The following is a 19396-nucleotide window of genomic DNA, read 5'->3' on the forward strand; positions in this document are numbered from 1 at the left end:
ATCACACTTTATTACTAGCTAACTAAACTATAACATCGTGATCTGAGAAATATGGATAGATTTGCATCAAGATTCTTTTCCAATGATTGCTGCGATTTCCTTATTTCTTATTGTTACCCTATCTGCTCTCATTACCAAGATTGCGTCCATTGCTCTGGTCCATACAGGGCTATCTGCAGAAAGTGCCAAGTTCCAGGCCAGGTCTGCCTATACCGGTGCTGGATTAAGTACCAAGGAAACAGAACTGATTATGAATCATCCTGTAAGACGTAAGATTGTTTATAATCTGATGCTTATAGGTAATGCAGGTATTGTCACGGTAATGTCCTCTTTGATTCTAACCTTTGTGCTACCTGAAACTACGGCCTCTAGGTTATATGGTTTACTTATTATCGTGGTAGGATTGACGGGTTTATGGTTTGCCATACGCAGCAAATGGGTAGATCGAGGATTGTCCAAAATGATAAGTTCCATGCTGCGACGTTATACTGACCTACAAGTGCAGGATTTTGAAGCGGTGCTACATCTTAAGAATGATTATAAGATTAGCGAGGCAAATGTGGATAGTGATGGGTGGATGTGTAACCGCACTCTCCAAGAGTTGAATTTGCGTGAGGAAGGAATCACTATCCTGGGTGTTTACCGTAAAGGTGACAATTATTACGGGTCACCTTCAGGTCCTTTTAAATTGCAGGCTGGTGATGTAGTTACCATATATGGTAAGGCAGATGGCATCAAGAGTCTCTACCAACGTAAAAAGGATTTTTATGCGCATCTAGAGCACGAACGCGCGGTGGCCAGAGAGGAAGAACGCCGCCAGGCGGAAATCGCTATGGCAGAAACGGAAGAGGAATAAATTACTTTTTCCATTTTAGCCCAATCAGCTAGAATCATCAACTTTTTTATCTGATTGACTTTAGAGAATAGCGGTCAACTGCTCATTTCTCTAAAGTCGATAGTTCTATTGTATAAGGATATGGTTTTTCCATTTTGCTTCCTCCCAAGAACTTTTTCATGATAATTTGAAACTGAAACTAGGAAAGCTTTTTTTTCATAACAAAATGTTTATTCGTAGCTCACCTGACGTTTTCTCCTACTTTTTAACATGTTATCAAGATGATTTGCATGTTTTTTTCTGGGTTTTAGCAAAAATTCTTACTAAAATTCAAACGTGAAATTATTGTTAATATAAAAACACAACCTTTTAAATGAGTACCCTATAATTTTGAGGGTCTTAATTGCGATAACGATAAAAATGATGTATTTGACCCCTAAAATATTGGGGTTAATTGGTTTAAAATATAGTTTTATCCCCATAACAACCAAATCATTTTTATTATGAAAAAATTACTACTCTTCGTATTTGTGTTATCAACTTTCAGTGTTTTTGCACAAGATGAAACTGAAGAAACCAAGAAATTCACTTTTGAAGGTAGCGTTGATGCCTATTACCGTACACAACTTAATGCTAGTGATGACACACCGCAAGGCGTAGCATCTTTTGCAGGACAAACGGGTTTTGCGGTAGGTATGGCAAATATTATTGCTGGCTATGAAAGTTCTAATGGTAAAGTAGGAGCGGTGGCAGATTTAGTTTTTGGACCTAGAGCAGATGAAGCTACTACCTTACCTAATGTAAATCAGCTATACGCATACTGGAATGTTTCAGAATCTACAACTCTAACATTGGGTAGATTCAATACTTTTTTGGGATACGAGGTTATCTCACCAGTAGGAAATTTTAACTACAGTACTTCTTACCTGTTTGCGAGTGGACCATTTTCCCATGTAGGTGTAAAGGCAGACTTTGCGCTTTCTGAAGATTTTAGCGCGATGATCGCGGTTATGAATCCGACAGATGTCAATGATAACTTGACTGGAGATTATGCACTAGGCGGTCAATTAGGTTACAAAGGTCAATATCTAAATCTTTACTATGACTCTGGAGTTGTTTTAGGATTTGAAATAGACTACACCGGTGGTTTTGATGTTTCAGACAGCTTTTTTCTAGGAATCAATGCTGCTTATCAAACTAATGATGACGCTGGTTTCTACGGTGCTGCACTCTACCCACAAGTTTCTTTATCAGATAGCTTTGATTTAGGATTGAGAGGTGAGTACTTCTCTTTACATGGCGGTACAGATGATCCTAGCGTGATCGATCTAACACTTACCGGTAGCTATTCCATTGAAAACTTGACTATAAAACCAGAACTACGTCTTGATACGTGGTCTAATGATGAGCCGTTCATTGATTCTGACGGGATGTTTTCAGACAACCTTTCTTCCTTCCTAATCGCGGCCATCTATAAATTTTAAATCAAACTGAATAACATGAAAAAAATCGAAGCAATTATCAGAAAGTCAAAATTTTCTGCCGTTAAGAAAGCCCTACATGAAGTTGATGTGAATTTCTTCTCCTATTGGGATGTTACCGGATTGGGAAATGAAAAGAAAGGGTCTGTCTATCGTGGTGTCTCTTACAGCACTAGTGATATACAGCGCAGATATCTTTCCATTGTCGTGACTGATGAATTTGAAGAGAAAACCATCAATGCGATTATAGCATCTGCAAAAACTGGCGATGTAGGTGATGGGAAAATCTTTGTTTCCCATGTAGAGGAGAGCTATAGGATTCGTACTGGTGAAAAAGGCGCTGCTACACTCAAATAGACAACAAACAGATTATAACTAAACACATTAAAGATTATAAATATGAATCAAATTCAACAAGAAAGTTTAGATGCGGCAATAGCAAGTGTCAATGGTGACTTGAGCGCCATGTGGATCATGCTGTGCGCCATCCTTGTATTTTTTATGCAGGCTGGATTTACGCTCGTAGAAGTAGGATTTACCAGAGCCAAAAATGCAGGAAACATCATTATGAAAAACGTCATGGACCTAGCGATAGGATCCATAATGTTTCTATGTGTAGGATACGCATTTATGTACGGTGATGAGGTAGTAGCTGGAGGCTTTATGAGATTAAGTTCTGCAGAGCAGGGTTACTTCTTCTTCCACGCTACAGACTGGTACAACCTGTTTTTCCAGACCGTGTTTTGTGCTACGGCAGCAACCATCGTTTCTGGAGCAGTTGCTGGTAGAACAAAGTTCTCCACTTATCTCATATTCTCTGCGCTTTTGACCACTTTCATTTATCCTATATCAGGAAGCTGGTATTGGCCATTTGATGATGATGCCTGGTTAAATACTTTAGGTTTCATTGATTTTGCAGGTTCATCAGTCGTGCATGCTGTTGGTGGTGGTGCGGCTTTGGTAGCGGCCAAATTGGTTGGCCCTAGAATCGGGAAATATGTAGATGGCAAGGTAAACGTCATTCCAGGACATAATATGCTTTATGGAGCATTGGGTGTATTTATCCTTTGGTTGGGATGGTTTGGATTTAATGGTGGTTCGCAACTCGCTTGGGGTGGCGACGATACCATTGCTGCAGGTAGTGTAATTATCAATACCAATGTTGCAGCTGCCATAGGTGCCATAAGTGCCATGTTTTTTACTTGGGTGCGTTACGGCCGTCCAGACATTTCAATGACACTTAATGGTGGTCTTGCAGGATTGGTAGGAATTACCGCTGGCTGTGGTGCTGTAGATGCCTTCGGTGCGTTATGTATAGGTCTTATATGTGGCATCATGGTAGTTGTTTCCATAGAATTCCTGGACAAGAAGCTAAGAATAGACGATCCAGTAGGAGCGATATCAGTTCATGGAACCTGTGGTTTCCTGGGAACCGTACTTGTTGGAGTATTTGCACTGGAAGGTGGTCTTATATCTGGCGGTGGTTTCAAACTTTTGGGCATCCAGGCGTTAGGTTCACTTTCCTATATAGGATGGGCCATGTTGACTACATTTATCATTTTGTTCATCCTTAAAAAGACCATTGGTTTGCGTGTTACTGCAAAACAAGAAGAAGATGGTCTTGATATGCATGAACATGGTATAACCGTTTATGGAGAAGAATAAACAAGAATAGCTTTTAACCAGCCACGACTTGTAAACCGCCTATGTAACCATAGGCGGTATTTTTATAGGGTGTTTTTAAGTTCGCTTTCGCGAAAGCGAAACAACTCTCAACCACCGTATTTAAAAATCAATCTTTACATTTACGGGAATCCTTCAAACAAACTCGTGAAACAACTCCTACTTGCATTTGTATTAATTCTTGCTGGATGCCAGCAAAAAGAGAATGAGGTTCCTACTCAGGAAGCGGATAGCTCTACTAACCTCGATAGCATTCCAACACCGCAACTCACATTAGAACAGGCTAATAATCTAGCATTACTGCCACTACATTGTGTTGATCAGGAATATCCCAATAAAATGGGACATGTCACGGCTGCGCCAGAAGATCAAAAAAGACCAACGGTACAGCACCCGGTATTTTACGGCTGTTTTGACTGGCATAGCGCGGTGCATGGACACTGGAGTGCTGTGGCGCTACTCAAACAGTTTCCAGAGTTGGATAATGCAAGCGAGCTCCTTCAAAAGCTCACTTCCAACATCACTGCGGCAAATGTAGCGGTAGAAATAGATTACCTCAATACCGAAAACAACCAAACCTTTGAACGCACCTATGGATGGGCGTGGCTGCTTAAACTGCAACAGGAGCTAGACACCTGGAACACCTCTGAGGGAAAACAAATGGCGGCAGCGCTACAACCATTGACAGTTCTTGTTGCCCAGCGATATGTAGAATATCTACCTAAACTCAACTATGCTATCAGAGTAGGTGAGCACTCCAATACGGCATTTGGGATGGCCTTTGCTTGGGATTATGCGGTTCATGCAAAAAATGAAGCTCTCAAGCAAGCTATTGAATCTAAAGCCATGGAGTTCTACAGCAATGATCAAAACTGTCCCATAAATTGGGAACCTAGTGGTTATGATTTTTTATCTCCATGTCTGGAAGAAGTGGACATTATGCGCCGTGTTCTTCCAGCCTCAGATTTTCATGAGTGGCTGGCGCAGTTTCTTCCGGGAATCGAAAACGGAAAACTAGATCTTGAACTAGGTGAGGTAAGCGATAGAACAGATGGTAAGTTGGTTCACATAGATGGGCTTAACTTAAGCAGGGCTTGGGTGCTTTATGGTCTTGCAAATCAATATCACCAATACGACAATCTTATTGAGATCGCAGATGAGCATATCACCTACACGTTGCCTAATCTTGTTGCAGACGATTACGAAGGCGGTCACTGGTTGGGAAGTTTTGCCATCTATGCCTTGCAAAAAGCAGGTAAAAATTGAAACGGATCTTCAAAAATATAGGACCTGCAACATTAGTTGCTGCAGCGTTTATAGGTCCAGGAACCATCACGATTTGTACTATTACTGGTGCATCCTTTGGTTATACGCTTCTTTGGGCAATGGTGTTGTCCATGCTGGCGACCATTATATTACAAGAGATGGCAGCCAGATTGGGACTTATTACGGGCAAAGGATTATCAGATATCGTACGCCATCAGATCTCGAGTAAACACATCAAAATTGGTATGATCGTATTAATGATCAGTGCGATATTTGTGGGTAATGCGGCCTATGAGGCTGGAAATATTTCTGGTGGTGTGATAGGCCTAGAAGTGCTTTCGGGTACGGCTTGGTATCAACCGCTATTAGTGGGATGCTGTGCTTTTGCGTTATTGATGGTTGGAAACTATAAAGTGCTGGAACGTGTATTAATTGCTTTGGTTGTGCTCATGGGAATATCATTTATCGCCGTGGCGATCGCCATCAAGCCAGATTATTCAGCAGTGTTGGAAGGGCTTTTTAAGCCATCGTTTCAAGAGGATCAACTGTTACTCATTTTGGGTTTGATAGGCACGACCGTCGTTCCCTATAATTTGTTCTTACACGCCTCGCTGGTAAAGGAAAAATGGAACAACCATACCGATTTGAAGTACGTTCGCTGGGACACGATTATATCGGTCATTCTTGGTGGCTTGGTGTCTATGGCGATCATCATTGGCGCATCAGGTTTGCAAGGTCAGGAGATCAATTCACCGGCAGATTTAGCCAGATCACTTGAACCTGTCTATGGTACATTTTCAACAACCATTTTTGCCATTGGGATCATCGCCGCCGGTATTACTAGTGCCATCACGGCACCGCTCGCCGCAGCCTATGTGGTCCAAGGTTGTTTGGGATGGAATAGAGATTTGAGAAACTGGCGTTTTAGAATGGTCTGGATGCTAGTGTTGGGAACAGGAGTTCTCTTTGCATCCATAGGGTTTAAGCCCATACAAGTAATCACTTTTGCCCAAGTCGCCAATGGACTGCTGCTTCCTATAATGGCAGTCATTTTGCTGTGGCTGGTCAACACCAATATTTTGGGTACCTACAAGAACAACATTTTTTTAAATATTTTGGCGCTCGCGGTAGTGCTGGTCACTTTGTTTCTAGGTGGTAAAACCATTGCAAGCGTAGCTGGAATCTTATGAAGATCATTGACCTCAATTGTGATCTGGGCGAAGGCATGAGCAATGACGAGCTCATCATGCCGCACATTTCCTCCTGCAACATCGCTTGCGGCGGTCATGCTGGTGATGCCGATAGTATAAAATCAAGTTTGCAACTCGCGCAAAAATTTAATGTCAGAGCTGGTGCACATCCATCTTTTGAGGATCGGGAAAATTTTGGTCGTTTAAAATTGGACTGGTCCAGAGCTCGCTTTCGCGAAAGCGTAACTCGTCAACTTCAGCTTTTCACAACCACGGCGGCTGATTTACAAATGAAATGGCATCATATCAAGATGCATGGAGCGCTGTATCACGCCACAGCTCATGAGGAATCCTTTGCTCAATGGACGGTTGAATGGCTTCAAGAGTTTTATCCCCAAAAGCCTATTTATAGCTTGCCCAAATCGTTGTTGCATGACAAATGCAAAGAAGCTGGCCAACCTTTTATTGCCGAGGCATTTGTGGATCGTGCTTATTTGAAAAACGGTAGTTTGGTACCTAGATCACAGCAGGAAGCCGTTCACGAGACCACAGAGCAAGCGTTGCATCAATTGATCTCTATGGCCCACCATAATCAAGTCACCACATTAGATGGTGCCCATCTGGAACTAATCGCAGATACGTATTGCATTCATGGTGATAATGTCAAACTTGTCATGCAATTGCCGGTCCTAGTTAAACAGCTGCATCAAAATCAAATTCAAGTTGCCAAATACAAAGCTTAAATATTATCAAGTAAGCGAAAACGCTATAGAGATAAGCTGGCCTACTAGCGATGGTTCGGTGTGGCTTGAACGCCATATGATGGCCTTAGAGTTAGAACGGTTCTATGGTGACCAAGTTGTTGTCAATGAAGGATATTTTAGCATCTTGGTGGTTTTCAAAAAACCAATTAGGCAATATCAACAACGACTTGAAGAACTTAAGTCAATGTCGAGCAATCTTGAAAACCTTCAGGGTTTTCAAGGCACTAAATGGCAAATTCCCGTTTTATATGATAGAGATAGCGAGGATCTTTTGTCCATAAGCAAACACACCTTGCTCACTTTTGAAAGCATTGTAAAAATGCATGAGCAAGCTATTTATACGGTAGAATTCATCGGTTTTTTGCCTGGATTTCCATACCTATCTGGTTTGCCTGAAAAGTTGCAAATCCCGCGCAGGAAAACGCCCAATCCCAGCATCGCACCTGGCAGTGTTGCCATTGCAGCAGGACAATGCGGTGTCTACCCACAAACGTCACCTGGTGGTTGGTATGTATTGGGGAAAAGTCCGTTGGAGTTTTTTGATGTGCATAGAGAACAGCCCAATTTACTGAGTATAGGTGATCAGGTTAAATTTTATGGAATCAACCAGCAGGAATATGATAGGATCAAGAACGGTCGGTTGAATGTAAAGGAGTTTCATAGTGAATAAGGCAACCATTGTACATTCAGGATTTTACTGCAGCATACAGGATTTGGGTAGGTTAGACTATAGAAATGTTGGCGTGCCACAATCTGGTGCAATGGACATGCAACTCGCCAAAAAGACAAATACCATTTTAGGCAACAGCGAAGAAGCTGCGGTTCTTGAAATGATCCTCATGGGCGCGACGATCTCTTTTGAAACCAAGACCTATGTCTCAATATCTCAAAATGTTGACGGCGCCACGCTTAATGGTAAGACGATTTCTATAGATAGAGCTATTGCCGTGGAACGTGGCGATGTGCTCAAAATAGGTCACGTCACTCACGATAATTTTGCCTATTTAGGTATTTCTGGCGGTTGGAAAACCAAGCCGATCTTGGGCAGTAGGTCGATGTATGCTGGTATCACGGCCAGTGGTAAGCTCTCAAAGGGTGATATCGTGCCTTATGAAAATTGCTTTGAGGTTTTTGAGGATACTCGCTTTCGCGAAAGCGAACTAAATCAAAATACTATAATCGATGTTTTTGAAGGTCCAGAATTTCACTTATTGTCAAAAAATAACCAAAATCAGTTGCTTAGTCAAACTCTTGAGGTGTACAAATCCTGGAGTCGCATGGCTTTCAAGGTTCGAACCGGTACGCCCACTGAATTACCAGAACTTAGAACGGTGCCCGTAATGCCCGGAACAGTGCAGTTGACGCCAGATGGCGATCTTTTATTCCTGATGCGAGATGCACAAACAACTGGTGGCTATCCACGTGTATTACAATTATCTAGTGATGCGATTGATAAATTTTCACAATTGCGTACTGGAGTTTCTTTTAACCTGAATTTAAGGCCTATTAACCATTCATAGAACCTTTTAGTTCATAGATATCGTTACATTCGTACTTTTATCGATGGAATTGCGTTTTGTTAACAGCAATCGGTTTTGATAGATTATAGAATTATTCATATCCCTAATGAGGTTAGTTCTTGTTTTCCTAGTGTTTTTGTGTAGCAGCAAGAATTTATTGGCTCAATCAGAGCCATTGGTTCCTAGATTGCCTGCACCACCCTATAACCTTACTGCAAAGGAACTGGACTCTGTTCTTCAACTCACCTTCAATCTATATTTTGAGAGCGACTATGTGGCAATTCTAGATAAAGCACCTGCACTTATTGAATATGCTGAAGAAATTGATGAGCAACGAATCAAGACTAGGTTGCGTGCAGTTTTGGGTAATTCATTTATTCAGTTAGGTGATCGAGAGAATGCAGATGCGCTTTATCAAGAAGCACTAAAAGAAGCGGTGCAACGCAAGGATACCTTCCAACTTATCAATACCTACATCAACCTTGGGAACACTTACTTTGATACGGATTATGACTTAACCATAGACTATTATACCAAAGCCTTAGAATTGCAAAAAGGTGCAGCTACAAAGGATTTGCACTATGTCATCATTCATCATAATCTCGCTGAGATATATGTAAAAAAGAAATTACCGGGCAAGGCACAGCAGCATATGGATGATGTGGTTACAGCTCTGGAAAATCCTGAAATACCAGGTTCTAAAGGCCAATTTGTCCCAACATCCCAAAGCATTCAAGGAAGTATCTACCTTCTACAAGGGCTTTATTATCGGGCCATAGAGAGTTCGCTAGAAGCCTTAAACAATGATAGGGATGATATTGATGAAAACTACAGGCTCAATTCTTACAAGAACTTGATAGAAGCCTATGAGAAAACCAAACAATACGAAGCGCTCATAGAGGTGCGCAAGGTGTATGATTCGTTGATTACCCAGCGTTACGAAGACGGGAAAATAAAACAGCAACAGTTAGCCAACTCAAAATACAAGGCAGACCGATACCAGCAGGAATTGCTCAAGTCAGAATTTACCGCAAAATTGATGAAGCAAAAAGCTGATCAAGACGAGGCTATCTTGTGGGTATTTGCAATAGTGGGAATTTTGCTTTTGGTTTTGATTGCTACGCTTCTGTATTCGCGATCAAAACGAAACAAACTGCTAGCAGATTTACAAATCAAGAATGCACAGTATCTGGAAGCCAAAGAAGTTTCAGAAAAACTAGCCACCAAGAATACCAAGTTTCTTTCAACCATTAGTCATGAGTTGCGCACGCCGCTTTATGGAATTATAGGCTTATCCTCTGTTTTCCTGAAAGATAAAAAGTTGAAAGAGTACGATGAAGAATTCAACTCTCTAAAATTCTCTGCAGATTATTTACTGTCTTTGGTAAATGACATTCTCAATATCAACAAGTACGAATCAGAAAAAGGACGCCAGTTGCAGGAAGAGCACTTCAATCTATCCTTGCTTATGAACAGTATCGTGCAGTCCTTCCATTTTTTAAATGAGAAGAATAATAACGAGTTGGTGCTCAAAGTGGACCCTAAGATTCCAGAGGTGCTTTATGGTGATAAGACCAAACTCTCACAAGTGATCATGAACTTGTTGAGTAATGCCAGTAAATTCACCCAAGACGGTTCCATCATGATAAGGGTAGATCAATTGTCAAAGGATAATGATCAACTAGAATTATTGTTTGCGGTAGAAGATACCGGTCGCGGCATTGAAGAAGAAAACCAGAAAGAGATTTTTGAAGAGTTTACACAAGTACCATCAACGATTACAGAAGGTGGAACAGGTCTTGGACTGCCTATCGTCAATAAGTTGCTCACGATACTCAACAGTAAATTGCAAATGGAAAGCACTTATGGAATAGGGACGACCTTTTCTTTTGTTTTACCTATCAAGATAGGATCTGAGCAGAAACTGGAGTCCACCATTAAGGAAAAAGACATCAAGAAACTCGACCACAAAAAACTTTTGATTGTTGATGACAATAAGATCAACCAGCTGGTGACCCAAAAGGTTTTGGAGCAATATCATATGCAGCACGAGACGGCTAACAATGGTCAGGAAGCGGTAGATATGGTCAAAGAAAACACCTATGACTATATCCTTATGGACATTAACATGCCAGTCATGAATGGTATTAACGCGACCATTGAGATACGTAAAATGGGCATCACGACACCGGTCATTGCCTTAACCGCAGCAGACGACTTGAATCTGGAGCGAGACGTTTTTAGCCATGGTATCGATTCGATTCTTGTAAAGCCTTATCATACAGAGCAATTACTGGCGCTTTTGATTGAGCATTTGGATTAAAATCACTGGAAATACAGGCTATCTAATCTTACTTTACCCTTCAAAAAATTAACTAAAACCACCTCGATATTTAACTAAAATACCGATTGAAAATGGTGGGCATATCTGCAAATTTACCTTGTAATTTAAAGTCATATCATCATGGCAAACAAAGCAAAACCAGCACCGAAAAGCGCAAGCAAATCGGCTGCCAAGCCAGCTCCTGCAAAAGGAAAGGCTATGAAGCAAGCTCCTAAAAAGTAGCCTTCAAAATAGTTGCGACACGATCGCGACCAGTGTCTAACAATCCATGCCGCACTAGAAATAGCGCGGTATTTTTTTTGGTGGGGTTTTAAGGTTGTTCGCTTTCGCGAAAGCGAATTAATCAACCATCTACTGCATTAATTTTCTTACGGCTCAAAATCTAATCGGCTTATAGGCAATATTCATATTTGAATTATCTTGCTGTGCTCAAAGAATATCACATGAAAAGCATAGTATTTCTAGCCTCTTTTTTTCTCTCCATTGTTGCTACAGCCCAAAATGATGCGGGCTGGTTGCGTCACAGTGCGATATCTCCAGATGGGTCGCAAATTGTATTTACCTATAAAGGCGATCTATATAAAGTGGCTTCTACTGGTAGGAACGCTCAACAACTTACCTTTCATCAAGCCCATGATTATATGGCGGTATGGAGCGCAGATGGTAAACGTATCGCCTTTGCATCTAATCGGTATGGCAATTTTGATGTGTATGTGATGGATGCTAATGGCGGTGGTGCGACGCGTTTGACTTTCCATTCCAGTGATGAGGAACCCTATACTTTTAGTGCCGATGGATCGCAGATTTACTTTGGCGGTTTGCGTCAGGACACAGCCCAACACAGACAGTTTCCAACCGGTTCACAGCCAGAAGTTTATTCTGTGCCAGTTGCTGGAGGTCGTGTGGATCAATTATTTACCATACCAGCCGAAGAATTGGCCGTGAACAGCGATGGATCTACCATCCTTTATCAAGATAAAAAAGGTGGAGAGAATGACTGGCGCAAGCACCATACTTCCAGTATCGCTAGGGATTTATGGGCTTATGACGTCGCATCAAAAAGCCACAAAATGTTGACCACTTTCAATGGTGAGGATAGACAACCCGTTTATGGTGCCAACGATCAGACGGTTTATTACTTAAGTGAGCAAAGCGGCAGTTTCAACGTTTTCAAAATGAATTTGAACGAGCCAACGAAGTCCATCCAGTTGACCAATTTTGAAACGCATCCCGTACGATTTTTGAGCTATGGAAATGGTGTTCTCAGCTTCGGTTACGATGGTAAGCTGTACACTATGAAAGAAGGTGAGCAGCCTAAAAAATTGGTTGTTAATATCACTACTCAAGCTATTGATAACAGTGATAAATTCATATCAGTTAATGGTGGTGTTCAAGAAATGGCCGTCTCACCGAATGGGAAGGAAATCGCCTTTATCGCAAGAGGTGAGGTTTTTGTAACCTCAGTCGAAGAATCTTTTACCAAGAGATTGACCAACACGCCAGAAGCAGAGCAATTCGTGACTTGGGGACCAGAAGGCAAGTCTGTTGTTTACAGCAGTGAGCGCGATGGTAAATGGAGCATTTTCAAAACGGAAATAGAGCGCAAGGAAGAACCTTTCTTTTTTGCAGCCACCTTATTGAAAGAAACTCCAGTCATTGAAAATGATAAGGATAACTATCTAGCAAGATATTCTCCAGATGGTAAGAAACTCGCTTTTATAGAAGACCGTAAAACTCTTAAGGTGAAGGACATCAAGACTGGTGAAGAGGTGGTTCTTTTAACTCCAGAAGAACTGTTTCACATGAGAGATGGTGACAAGTACTTTAGATGGAGTCCTGACAGTAAATGGTTGCTCGTAGATTGGAGTCTTTCCCTAAGTAATAGTGATGTGTTGCTTATGGCGGCAGATGGATCCAAAAGAGTGAACCTTAATGAAAGTGGCTATTATGATAGCAATCCAGTTTGGGTCAACGATGGCAAACAAATGTTGTGGTTTTCCAACAGAGACGGTTTGAAATCTTACGCCACGAGTGGTTCTACTCAAAGTGATGTTTACAGCATGTTTTTTACTCAAGACGCATGGGACGAATTCAATCTAAGTAAGGAAGAATACGACTTGATGAAGGAAATCAAAAAGATGTCTGAGAAGAAGTCAGATGAGGATAATGACGATAAAAAGAAAGATAAAAAAGATAAGGACAAAAAAGAAAAAGAGCCTGTCAAAGACTTGACTTTTGATTGGGATGAGATGAAGGATCGAGTGAAGAAGTTCACCATTCATTCTTCAAGCTTGAACGATGCCGTTCTTTCCAAAGACAATAGCAAGCTGTATTATCTCACAAGGTTTGAGGATAAACTGGACTTATGGGAGACCGACTTGCGCACGCAGGAAACTAAAATGAAGATGAAATTAGGTGCATCTTCTGGTAATCTGGAATGGGATGCAGATAGAGAAAACCTATTTCTATTGAGTAGTGGAAAAATTTCTAAAATTGATCCAGAAAAGGAAAAGAAAGAAGGCGTTGATATTTCTGGAGAGATGGAATATGATGCAGTTGCAGAGCGTCAGGCCATGTTTGATCACGTGTGGTTGCGCACTGATAAGATTTTTTACCATTCCAATTTTCACGGGATCGATTGGAATCTCATGAAAACAGAATATGAAAAGCACCTTCCATACATAGGTAATAGCACAGAGTTTGCTGAGATGTTATCTGAAATGCTTGGGGAATTAAACGTGTCTCATGCTGGCGCCAGAGGTTCTAGTTACTCCATCGATAATGAAGATGAAACGGCATCGTTAGGTATTTTTATGGATTATGACCATCAAGATGATGGCATCTTGATTACCGAGGTGTTGACAGGTGGACCGTTGGATAAAGCAAAGTTTGATATCCAACCTGGAATGATCATCCAAAAAATCGATGGTCAGGACATTCAATCCAACACAGATATTGCTAAATATTTGAACCGAAAGACTGGTAAATTCACACTTTTGGAAATCAAGGATCCCAACAAGAAGGATCATCTGGTCATCACGGTAAAACCCATTTCTCTAGGTGAGGAACGCAGCCTACTGTACAAGCGATGGGTAAAAACCAATGAAAAAGAAGTAGAAAAGAAAAGCAACGGCAAACTGGGATACGTTCACATTCCTGGAATGAGCGACGGTCCGTATCGTGATGTGTACGATAAGATGATGGGTAAATATCACGATCGCGATGGTGTCATCGTCGATACTAGATTTAACGGTGGTGGTGACCTGGTGGCAGACCTTGCTGCATTCTTCACGGGTCAGCCCTTTATAACCTATGCGACAGAGCAAAAAGTAGTTGGTGGCGAGCCTACATCGCGATGGACCAAGCCTACTTTAGCAATGATCAATGAGGCTCAGTACAGCGATGGACATTGTTTTGCCGCAGGTTATAGCGATTTGAAGATAGGAACCACGGTAGGTATGCCTACACCAGGGACTTGTAGTTTTGCAGGTTGGGAACGTTTGCCAGATGGTTCTCGTTGGGGCGTTGTTCCAGTGAGTGCAAAAGACATCAATGGCGACTGGATGGAAAACAATCAAACCAATCCTATGATACAGGTCAAAAACATGCCCTCTACCATCATAAATGGGACAGATCAGCAATTGGATCGTGCCATTCAAGAACTTCTTAAGGAAGTAGAATAGAGTAGGATGAGTTCGCTTTCGCGAAAGCGAGATTCATTAAGTCTTAAATTATTAAATTAACATCGGTTAATTAATTTCAGTTTCAAATCAGATTTTGAATACCTAATTGATCTTAGGCTTTACATTTTATCGACGAAATACATAAAAAGTACGTATTTCAACCTTTAATCGATGTTTTTCATTCGTTTGCCCTATTTTTGAGACGTTATAGCGTTCATCCTAAATAGGCAACTCGACTTTCTTGAAACATTCGGTATTCTTAGCGACCACTTTGATTGTATTCTTTGGCTTGATTCTCAAGCCTGAGTACGGCCTGTGGAATAATGCTACGAAATATATTGAGGTTGCCAAACCTACAACCACAGCAAACATTACGTGTCCTTCAGACATTGTGGTATCTGCTGATGCTGGAGAATGTGGAGCTATCGTAAATTTTCCAGATGCTACTGTCACGGGAGTTTCTAGCGCTGATCAAATTATTATGAGATTTCAAGGTGATCCTTTAGCTCTGCCTGTTTACGAAGAAGAAGGAATGCGACTGCAAGGATTTGACCGCGATCATATCGACGCTCCATGGCCTATTCCATGTGATAATAGACAAGGCGCATTGATTCACCCATCTACAGGGAATACATGGACGTACAATGGTGGCGAGCCATTCACACCTAATCGTGTGTATGTATGTTCTACAAACATGGTTTTTAAGACCGGTGATTGTGGTACAGAATTCGTCCCAACTCAAACGGGTGATGTAGACTTTCCTGATACTCCAGAATGGCAAAACATTACCTCAATGACGTGGGAAGAAACTGGAGGCACCATTGATGCGAGTATTGATAATTTTAGGTTCACACCTACATCGGTCAAACAAACCGCAGGTCTGGAATCGGGTTGTTTCTTTCCTGTGGGCACTACGCCAGTCACCTTTACGGCTATAGACGACAATGGTGTGGAAACCAGCTGTAGTTTTAACGTTACGGTCCTGGACCAGGAAGCTCCACAATTTACAGTACGTAATATTTCGTTGTCGTTAGAAAACACATCTTCAGTAAAAATTGCTCCTGATGACATTTTAGTTGATCCAGCATTTGACAACTGCGGTATCAAGGATATTTCCTTGAGTAAAGACACCTTCTTTTGTACTGATACCGGCGATAACCCAGTCGAAATCACTGTCACTGATATTAACGGTAATGTTACTAGAGATGCAGCAATTGTAACGATAACGGGCAACGGTAGTTCTGGAGCTATCGATGATATTCCAGATGGAGACTATTGCGACAGCTTTACATTTCCAGCGATTACAGGAGTTGCTTTGTCTGGCAATGAAGCTTTCTATTCACAAGTGGATGGCAACGGAATTAAATACAGCGCTGGTGACATCATCAATTTTGATGCAGCAGTAACCTATCCGGTGACGTATTATATCTATGACGATGCGCCCAGTACCAATGGCTGTAAAAATCAGGTATCGTTTGACGTAAATATATTGCCTACACCAATGTTAGATCCTGTGGCAGATGTGCTTGTTTGTGAGACCTACGTTTTTCCAGAAATCAAAGGTGAAAAACTATCTGGAAATGAAGCCTACTATACTGAATCTGGTGGTAATGGTACTAAGTATAATTCGGGAGAAACTATTCATATCGACAAGGCTTTAACCTATCCACTTACTTTTTACGTGTACGATGTGAATTCGGCGAACTGTTTTAGTGAACGCAACTTTGATTTGGATCTCACCGTTTGTGATGTTAAGGTTGAAGTAGAAGCTTCCACAACAGTTATTTGTGATAATGATATGGATGTTGTCACCATAACTGCCAAACCATTTGCACCTGTAAGCGATAGTAATTATGTCTATGAATGGAGACAAGATGGAAATCTCAATGTAATTGCCACAACGCCGCAGATTGAAGTGTTGCCATTCACAAGCACCACCTATCAAGTTACCGCTACAGATCCATCTAGTAGGGCAGCAGTTACCAGCGATAAGGCTTCCATTACCATTGTTGTGAATGAAGCGCCTATCGCGCCATCTATTATTGATGTAGCACAGTGCGATGATCCAGAGAATGGAATAGGCATAGAATTTATAAACCTGAATGATTATGATGGTCAGGTGACCATGGGAATTGAAGATCTCGATATTACCTATCATTTAAATCAAAATGATGCTGATAATTCGCTGAATTCAATCTCCAATACACTGGAAATTACTACGGGCGAAAACGTGATCTATGCACGATTAACCAATCCCAACACTGGTTGCTACAGCACAACGATCTTGACATTTGAACTCTTTAAGGCACCAGAACTGATCATCGACCCTACCTCTGTTTCTCTATGTGAGACAACTAATGGCGAGTTTTTATCTACGGTAATAAGAACCAATCTTTCCATTGAAGATTATGATTTTATCTGGACCGTAGAAACAGAATCAGGAACAGAGCTGCTTACAGATGCAACGGCGCAGTTGCAGGTCAATGAAGCTGGTGTCTATACCGTTGAAGCCATCAACAAAATGACAGGTTGCACGGCCAAAGCTACCGCCACGGTAGACACCGTACTGAATCCTATTCAAGCTACAGCGAATGCAGAGTTGACTGCGGTGTTAAACAATCACGTCATCAATGTTGAGGTAGAAGCCACCATGGATCAAGAAACTACATATCAGGTCATGCTGGGCGATGGTTCATGGTATGATATGAATGAATTTAATGGCAGCTACACCTATACCTTTCGTGGTGTGGAAACCGGCAATGGTATTCAAACCATCCAGTTGCGAGATTCCAATGGATGTTGGACACAGACCCTAGAGGTGATTACATTGGGAATTCCGCAATTTGTCACGCCTAATAATGATGGCTACAACGATACTTGGAACATTAAAGGTTTAGAGGTTCTGGATCAAGATTCAAAACTTTATGTTTTTGATCGGTATGGAAAATTGCTGGCAGATCTTACTCTAGATCAACAAGGTTGGAATGGGGTATTTAATGGAGAGCCATTGCCTTCTACAGACTATTGGTACCGTCTGGAGCTGGAAGATGGTCGTACCGTTTCGGGACATTTTTCTTTAAAGCGATAGCACATCTTCTGTAAGGTATGTTCTAATTCTTCTATTCTCATTTTCAAAATCGTAGGATCATATTTATTGATCGTTGGTGTTGCTTTTAGAATAAGTTAACAGCGTTTGAGGTTACAAAAAATATTAGATCTAGGATATTTGTGTAAAATGCATGTATGAAAAATGTTAAGCTAACCGTTGCCCTAGTTGTGATAGGCATGGTGCTGGTCGCAGTTTTTGCCTATCTCATGGTTTCCCACCAAAAGCCGATGGCTGCATCTACCAACTATGAAATCGTAAAAACGTGGCCACTTCAAAGAGAGTTGGAAGAAATAAGCGGTATTACTTGGCTTACAGATAATACTATTGCCTGTATCCAGGATGAAAACGGACTTATATACATCTATGACCTGGCGCAAGGTAGGGTTGTGGATCGTATAAATTTTGCTGGCGATGGCGATTATGAGGCTATTGCCGTGATGGATGATGATGCCTTTGTGATGCGTAGCGATGGTAGATTGTTTAAAGTAGCACGCTTTCGCGAAAGCGAACAAAAAACAACCACCTATTTTCAAACCAATTTTACGCATAAAGATGACATGGAATCGCTGGCACTTAATGCTAACGGCGATTTGCTTCTCACCATTCCTAAACAAACAAATAATACAGAAGACAGAAAAGGAATCTATGAAATCGACCCACAAACAAAATTGACTTCATCCAGTCCTACTATTGAAATAAAGATCAACGACAGCCTGTTTAGTAAAAATGAGCAGCGAGCGGTTCGAACGAGATTTAGTCCTTCAGATATGGCAGTTCACCCGCAAACTGGTGATTTTTATTTGCTGGAAGGTGTTCACCCTAAACTGGTCGTGCTGGATCAAAAAGGATTGGTCAAGGACATCATATTCTTGGATAGTAAGAATTTTGCTCAGCCTGAAGGAATCGCTATTAGTCCAACAGGTAGAATTTATATTGCCAATGAGGGAAACGCGGGTATCGCTACCATTCATGAAGTGATTATAAAGCTGTAAAACAAGTTACTATAATACAATGGATTAGGCTTCTAATGTAAAATTAAGGTTAACTAAATGTATAATTAACGTTTATAATTATTATATTTGGGTCTAAAATTTTTATTATGAGACCTTACAGAACGCAAGTTGTGAAGAGAGAAGGAAGAGTCTCTCGAATTGAAAGTCTATTTGCAAACTTGAGAGCTTACGGTGAAAAATGCCGTGCGTTTTATCAGTTTGCGACGACTACGTAAACTTTTTGAAGTTTAGAATGGCGAGCCTGCTAGTGATTCACTAGCAGGCTCGCATTTTTTTTAGGTCGTATCAAAAAGATATGGATCGCCTTATTCCTTTTGAGAATTCAAGGCTTTTTGGAGATCCTTGAGGCGTTGTGCTCGAGCTTCCTTTTCGGTGCGCAATTTGTTTTTCTTGCGCTCCATAAGTTTGGAATGCTTGCTCTTATTTTTTGTGTTTTTCTGCTTTCCAGATTTGGCCATGGTTCAAAGATACCCATTTATGGAAATGCTCGATGCGTAGAAGCTATGCC

The 19396-nt window shown here is 41.2% G+C and carries 14 protein-coding genes; 13 read left to right on the forward strand and 1 reads right to left on the reverse strand.

Going from position 1 to position 19396, the window contains the following annotated elements:
• Nucleotides 1-82 precede the first annotated feature (82 nt).
• The 13 genes from AAU57_RS08310 to AAU57_RS08370 all read left to right on the forward strand — a co-directional run bounded on the left by AAU57_RS08310 (nt 83) and on the right by AAU57_RS08370 (nt 18867).
• Complete coding sequence (locus tag AAU57_RS08310) at nt 83-856, forward strand: TrkA C-terminal domain-containing protein (protein WP_055412467.1); 774 nt, start codon at nt 83-85, stop codon at nt 854-856.
• A gap of 482 nt (nt 857-1338) precedes the next feature.
• The gene (locus tag AAU57_RS08315; RefSeq protein ID WP_055412468.1) at nt 1339-2319 is read left to right on the forward strand and encodes an outer membrane beta-barrel protein; all 981 of its coding nucleotides are present in this window, start codon (nt 1339-1341) and stop codon (nt 2317-2319) included.
• Nucleotides 2320-2334: 15 nt separating this feature from the next.
• On the forward strand, nt 2335-2673 hold the full coding sequence (locus AAU57_RS08320; RefSeq protein ID WP_055412469.1) for a P-II family nitrogen regulator: 339 nt from the start codon (nt 2335-2337) through the stop codon (nt 2671-2673).
• A gap of 42 nt (nt 2674-2715) precedes the next feature.
• On the forward strand, nt 2716-3981 hold the full coding sequence (locus AAU57_RS08325) for an ammonium transporter (protein ID WP_055412470.1): 1266 nt from the start codon (nt 2716-2718) through the stop codon (nt 3979-3981).
• A gap of 165 nt (nt 3982-4146) precedes the next feature.
• Nucleotides 4147-5265 (forward strand): DUF2891 domain-containing protein, encoded by a 1119-nt coding sequence (locus AAU57_RS08330; protein WP_082438579.1) that lies wholly within the window; start codon nt 4147-4149, stop codon nt 5263-5265.
• Entirely contained in the window at nt 5262-6455 is a 1194-nt protein-coding gene (locus tag AAU57_RS08335) for an Nramp family divalent metal transporter (RefSeq protein ID WP_055412471.1), read from the forward strand. The genes AAU57_RS08330 and AAU57_RS08335 overlap by 4 nt, the downstream gene beginning before the upstream one ends.
• The gene (locus AAU57_RS08340; RefSeq protein WP_055412472.1) at nt 6452-7198 is read left to right on the forward strand and encodes a LamB/YcsF family protein; all 747 of its coding nucleotides are present in this window, start codon (nt 6452-6454) and stop codon (nt 7196-7198) included. The genes AAU57_RS08335 and AAU57_RS08340 overlap by 4 nt, the downstream gene beginning before the upstream one ends.
• Nucleotides 7179-7889 carry a 5-oxoprolinase subunit B family protein gene (locus AAU57_RS08345; protein WP_055412473.1) on the forward strand — a complete coding sequence of 237 codons (711 nt, stop codon included), beginning with the start codon at nt 7179-7181 and terminating at the stop codon, nt 7887-7889. Before AAU57_RS08340 ends, AAU57_RS08345 begins: the two co-directional genes overlap by 20 nt.
• Nucleotides 7882-8739, forward strand: coding sequence for a biotin-dependent carboxyltransferase family protein (locus tag AAU57_RS08350; RefSeq protein ID WP_055412474.1), 858 nt, complete (start codon nt 7882-7884; stop codon nt 8737-8739). The genes AAU57_RS08345 and AAU57_RS08350 overlap by 8 nt, the downstream gene beginning before the upstream one ends.
• A 106-nt stretch (nt 8740-8845) precedes the next feature.
• Entirely contained in the window at nt 8846-11062 is a 2217-nt protein-coding gene (locus AAU57_RS08355) for a response regulator (RefSeq protein ID WP_082438581.1), read from the forward strand.
• 464 nt (nt 11063-11526) lie between these two features.
• A complete protein-coding gene (locus tag AAU57_RS08360) occupies nt 11527-14766 on the forward strand; it encodes a S41 family peptidase (protein ID WP_055412476.1) in 3240 nt (1079 codons plus the stop codon).
• 241 nt (nt 14767-15007) lie between these two features.
• Nucleotides 15008-17854 (forward strand): T9SS type B sorting domain-containing protein, encoded by a 2847-nt coding sequence (locus AAU57_RS08365; protein ID WP_156340062.1) that lies wholly within the window; start codon nt 15008-15010, stop codon nt 17852-17854.
• Nucleotides 17855-18009: 155 nt separating this feature from the next.
• Nucleotides 18010-18867: an SdiA-regulated domain-containing protein gene (locus AAU57_RS08370; RefSeq protein WP_055412478.1), complete on the forward strand. Its 858-nt coding sequence runs from the start codon at nt 18010-18012 to the stop codon at nt 18865-18867.
• Nucleotides 18868-19193: 326 nt separating this feature from the next.
• Here AAU57_RS08370 and AAU57_RS15200 read toward each other — a convergent pair whose 3' ends face one another.
• On the reverse strand, nt 19194-19346 hold the full coding sequence (locus AAU57_RS15200; protein WP_172443306.1) for a hypothetical protein: 153 nt from the start codon (nt 19344-19346) through the stop codon (nt 19194-19196).
• Nucleotides 19347-19396 lie beyond the last annotated feature (50 nt).

Origin of the sequence: Nonlabens sp. YIK11 (assembly GCF_001413925.1) — a bacterium.
Taxonomy (GTDB): domain Bacteria; phylum Bacteroidota; class Bacteroidia; order Flavobacteriales; family Flavobacteriaceae; genus Nonlabens.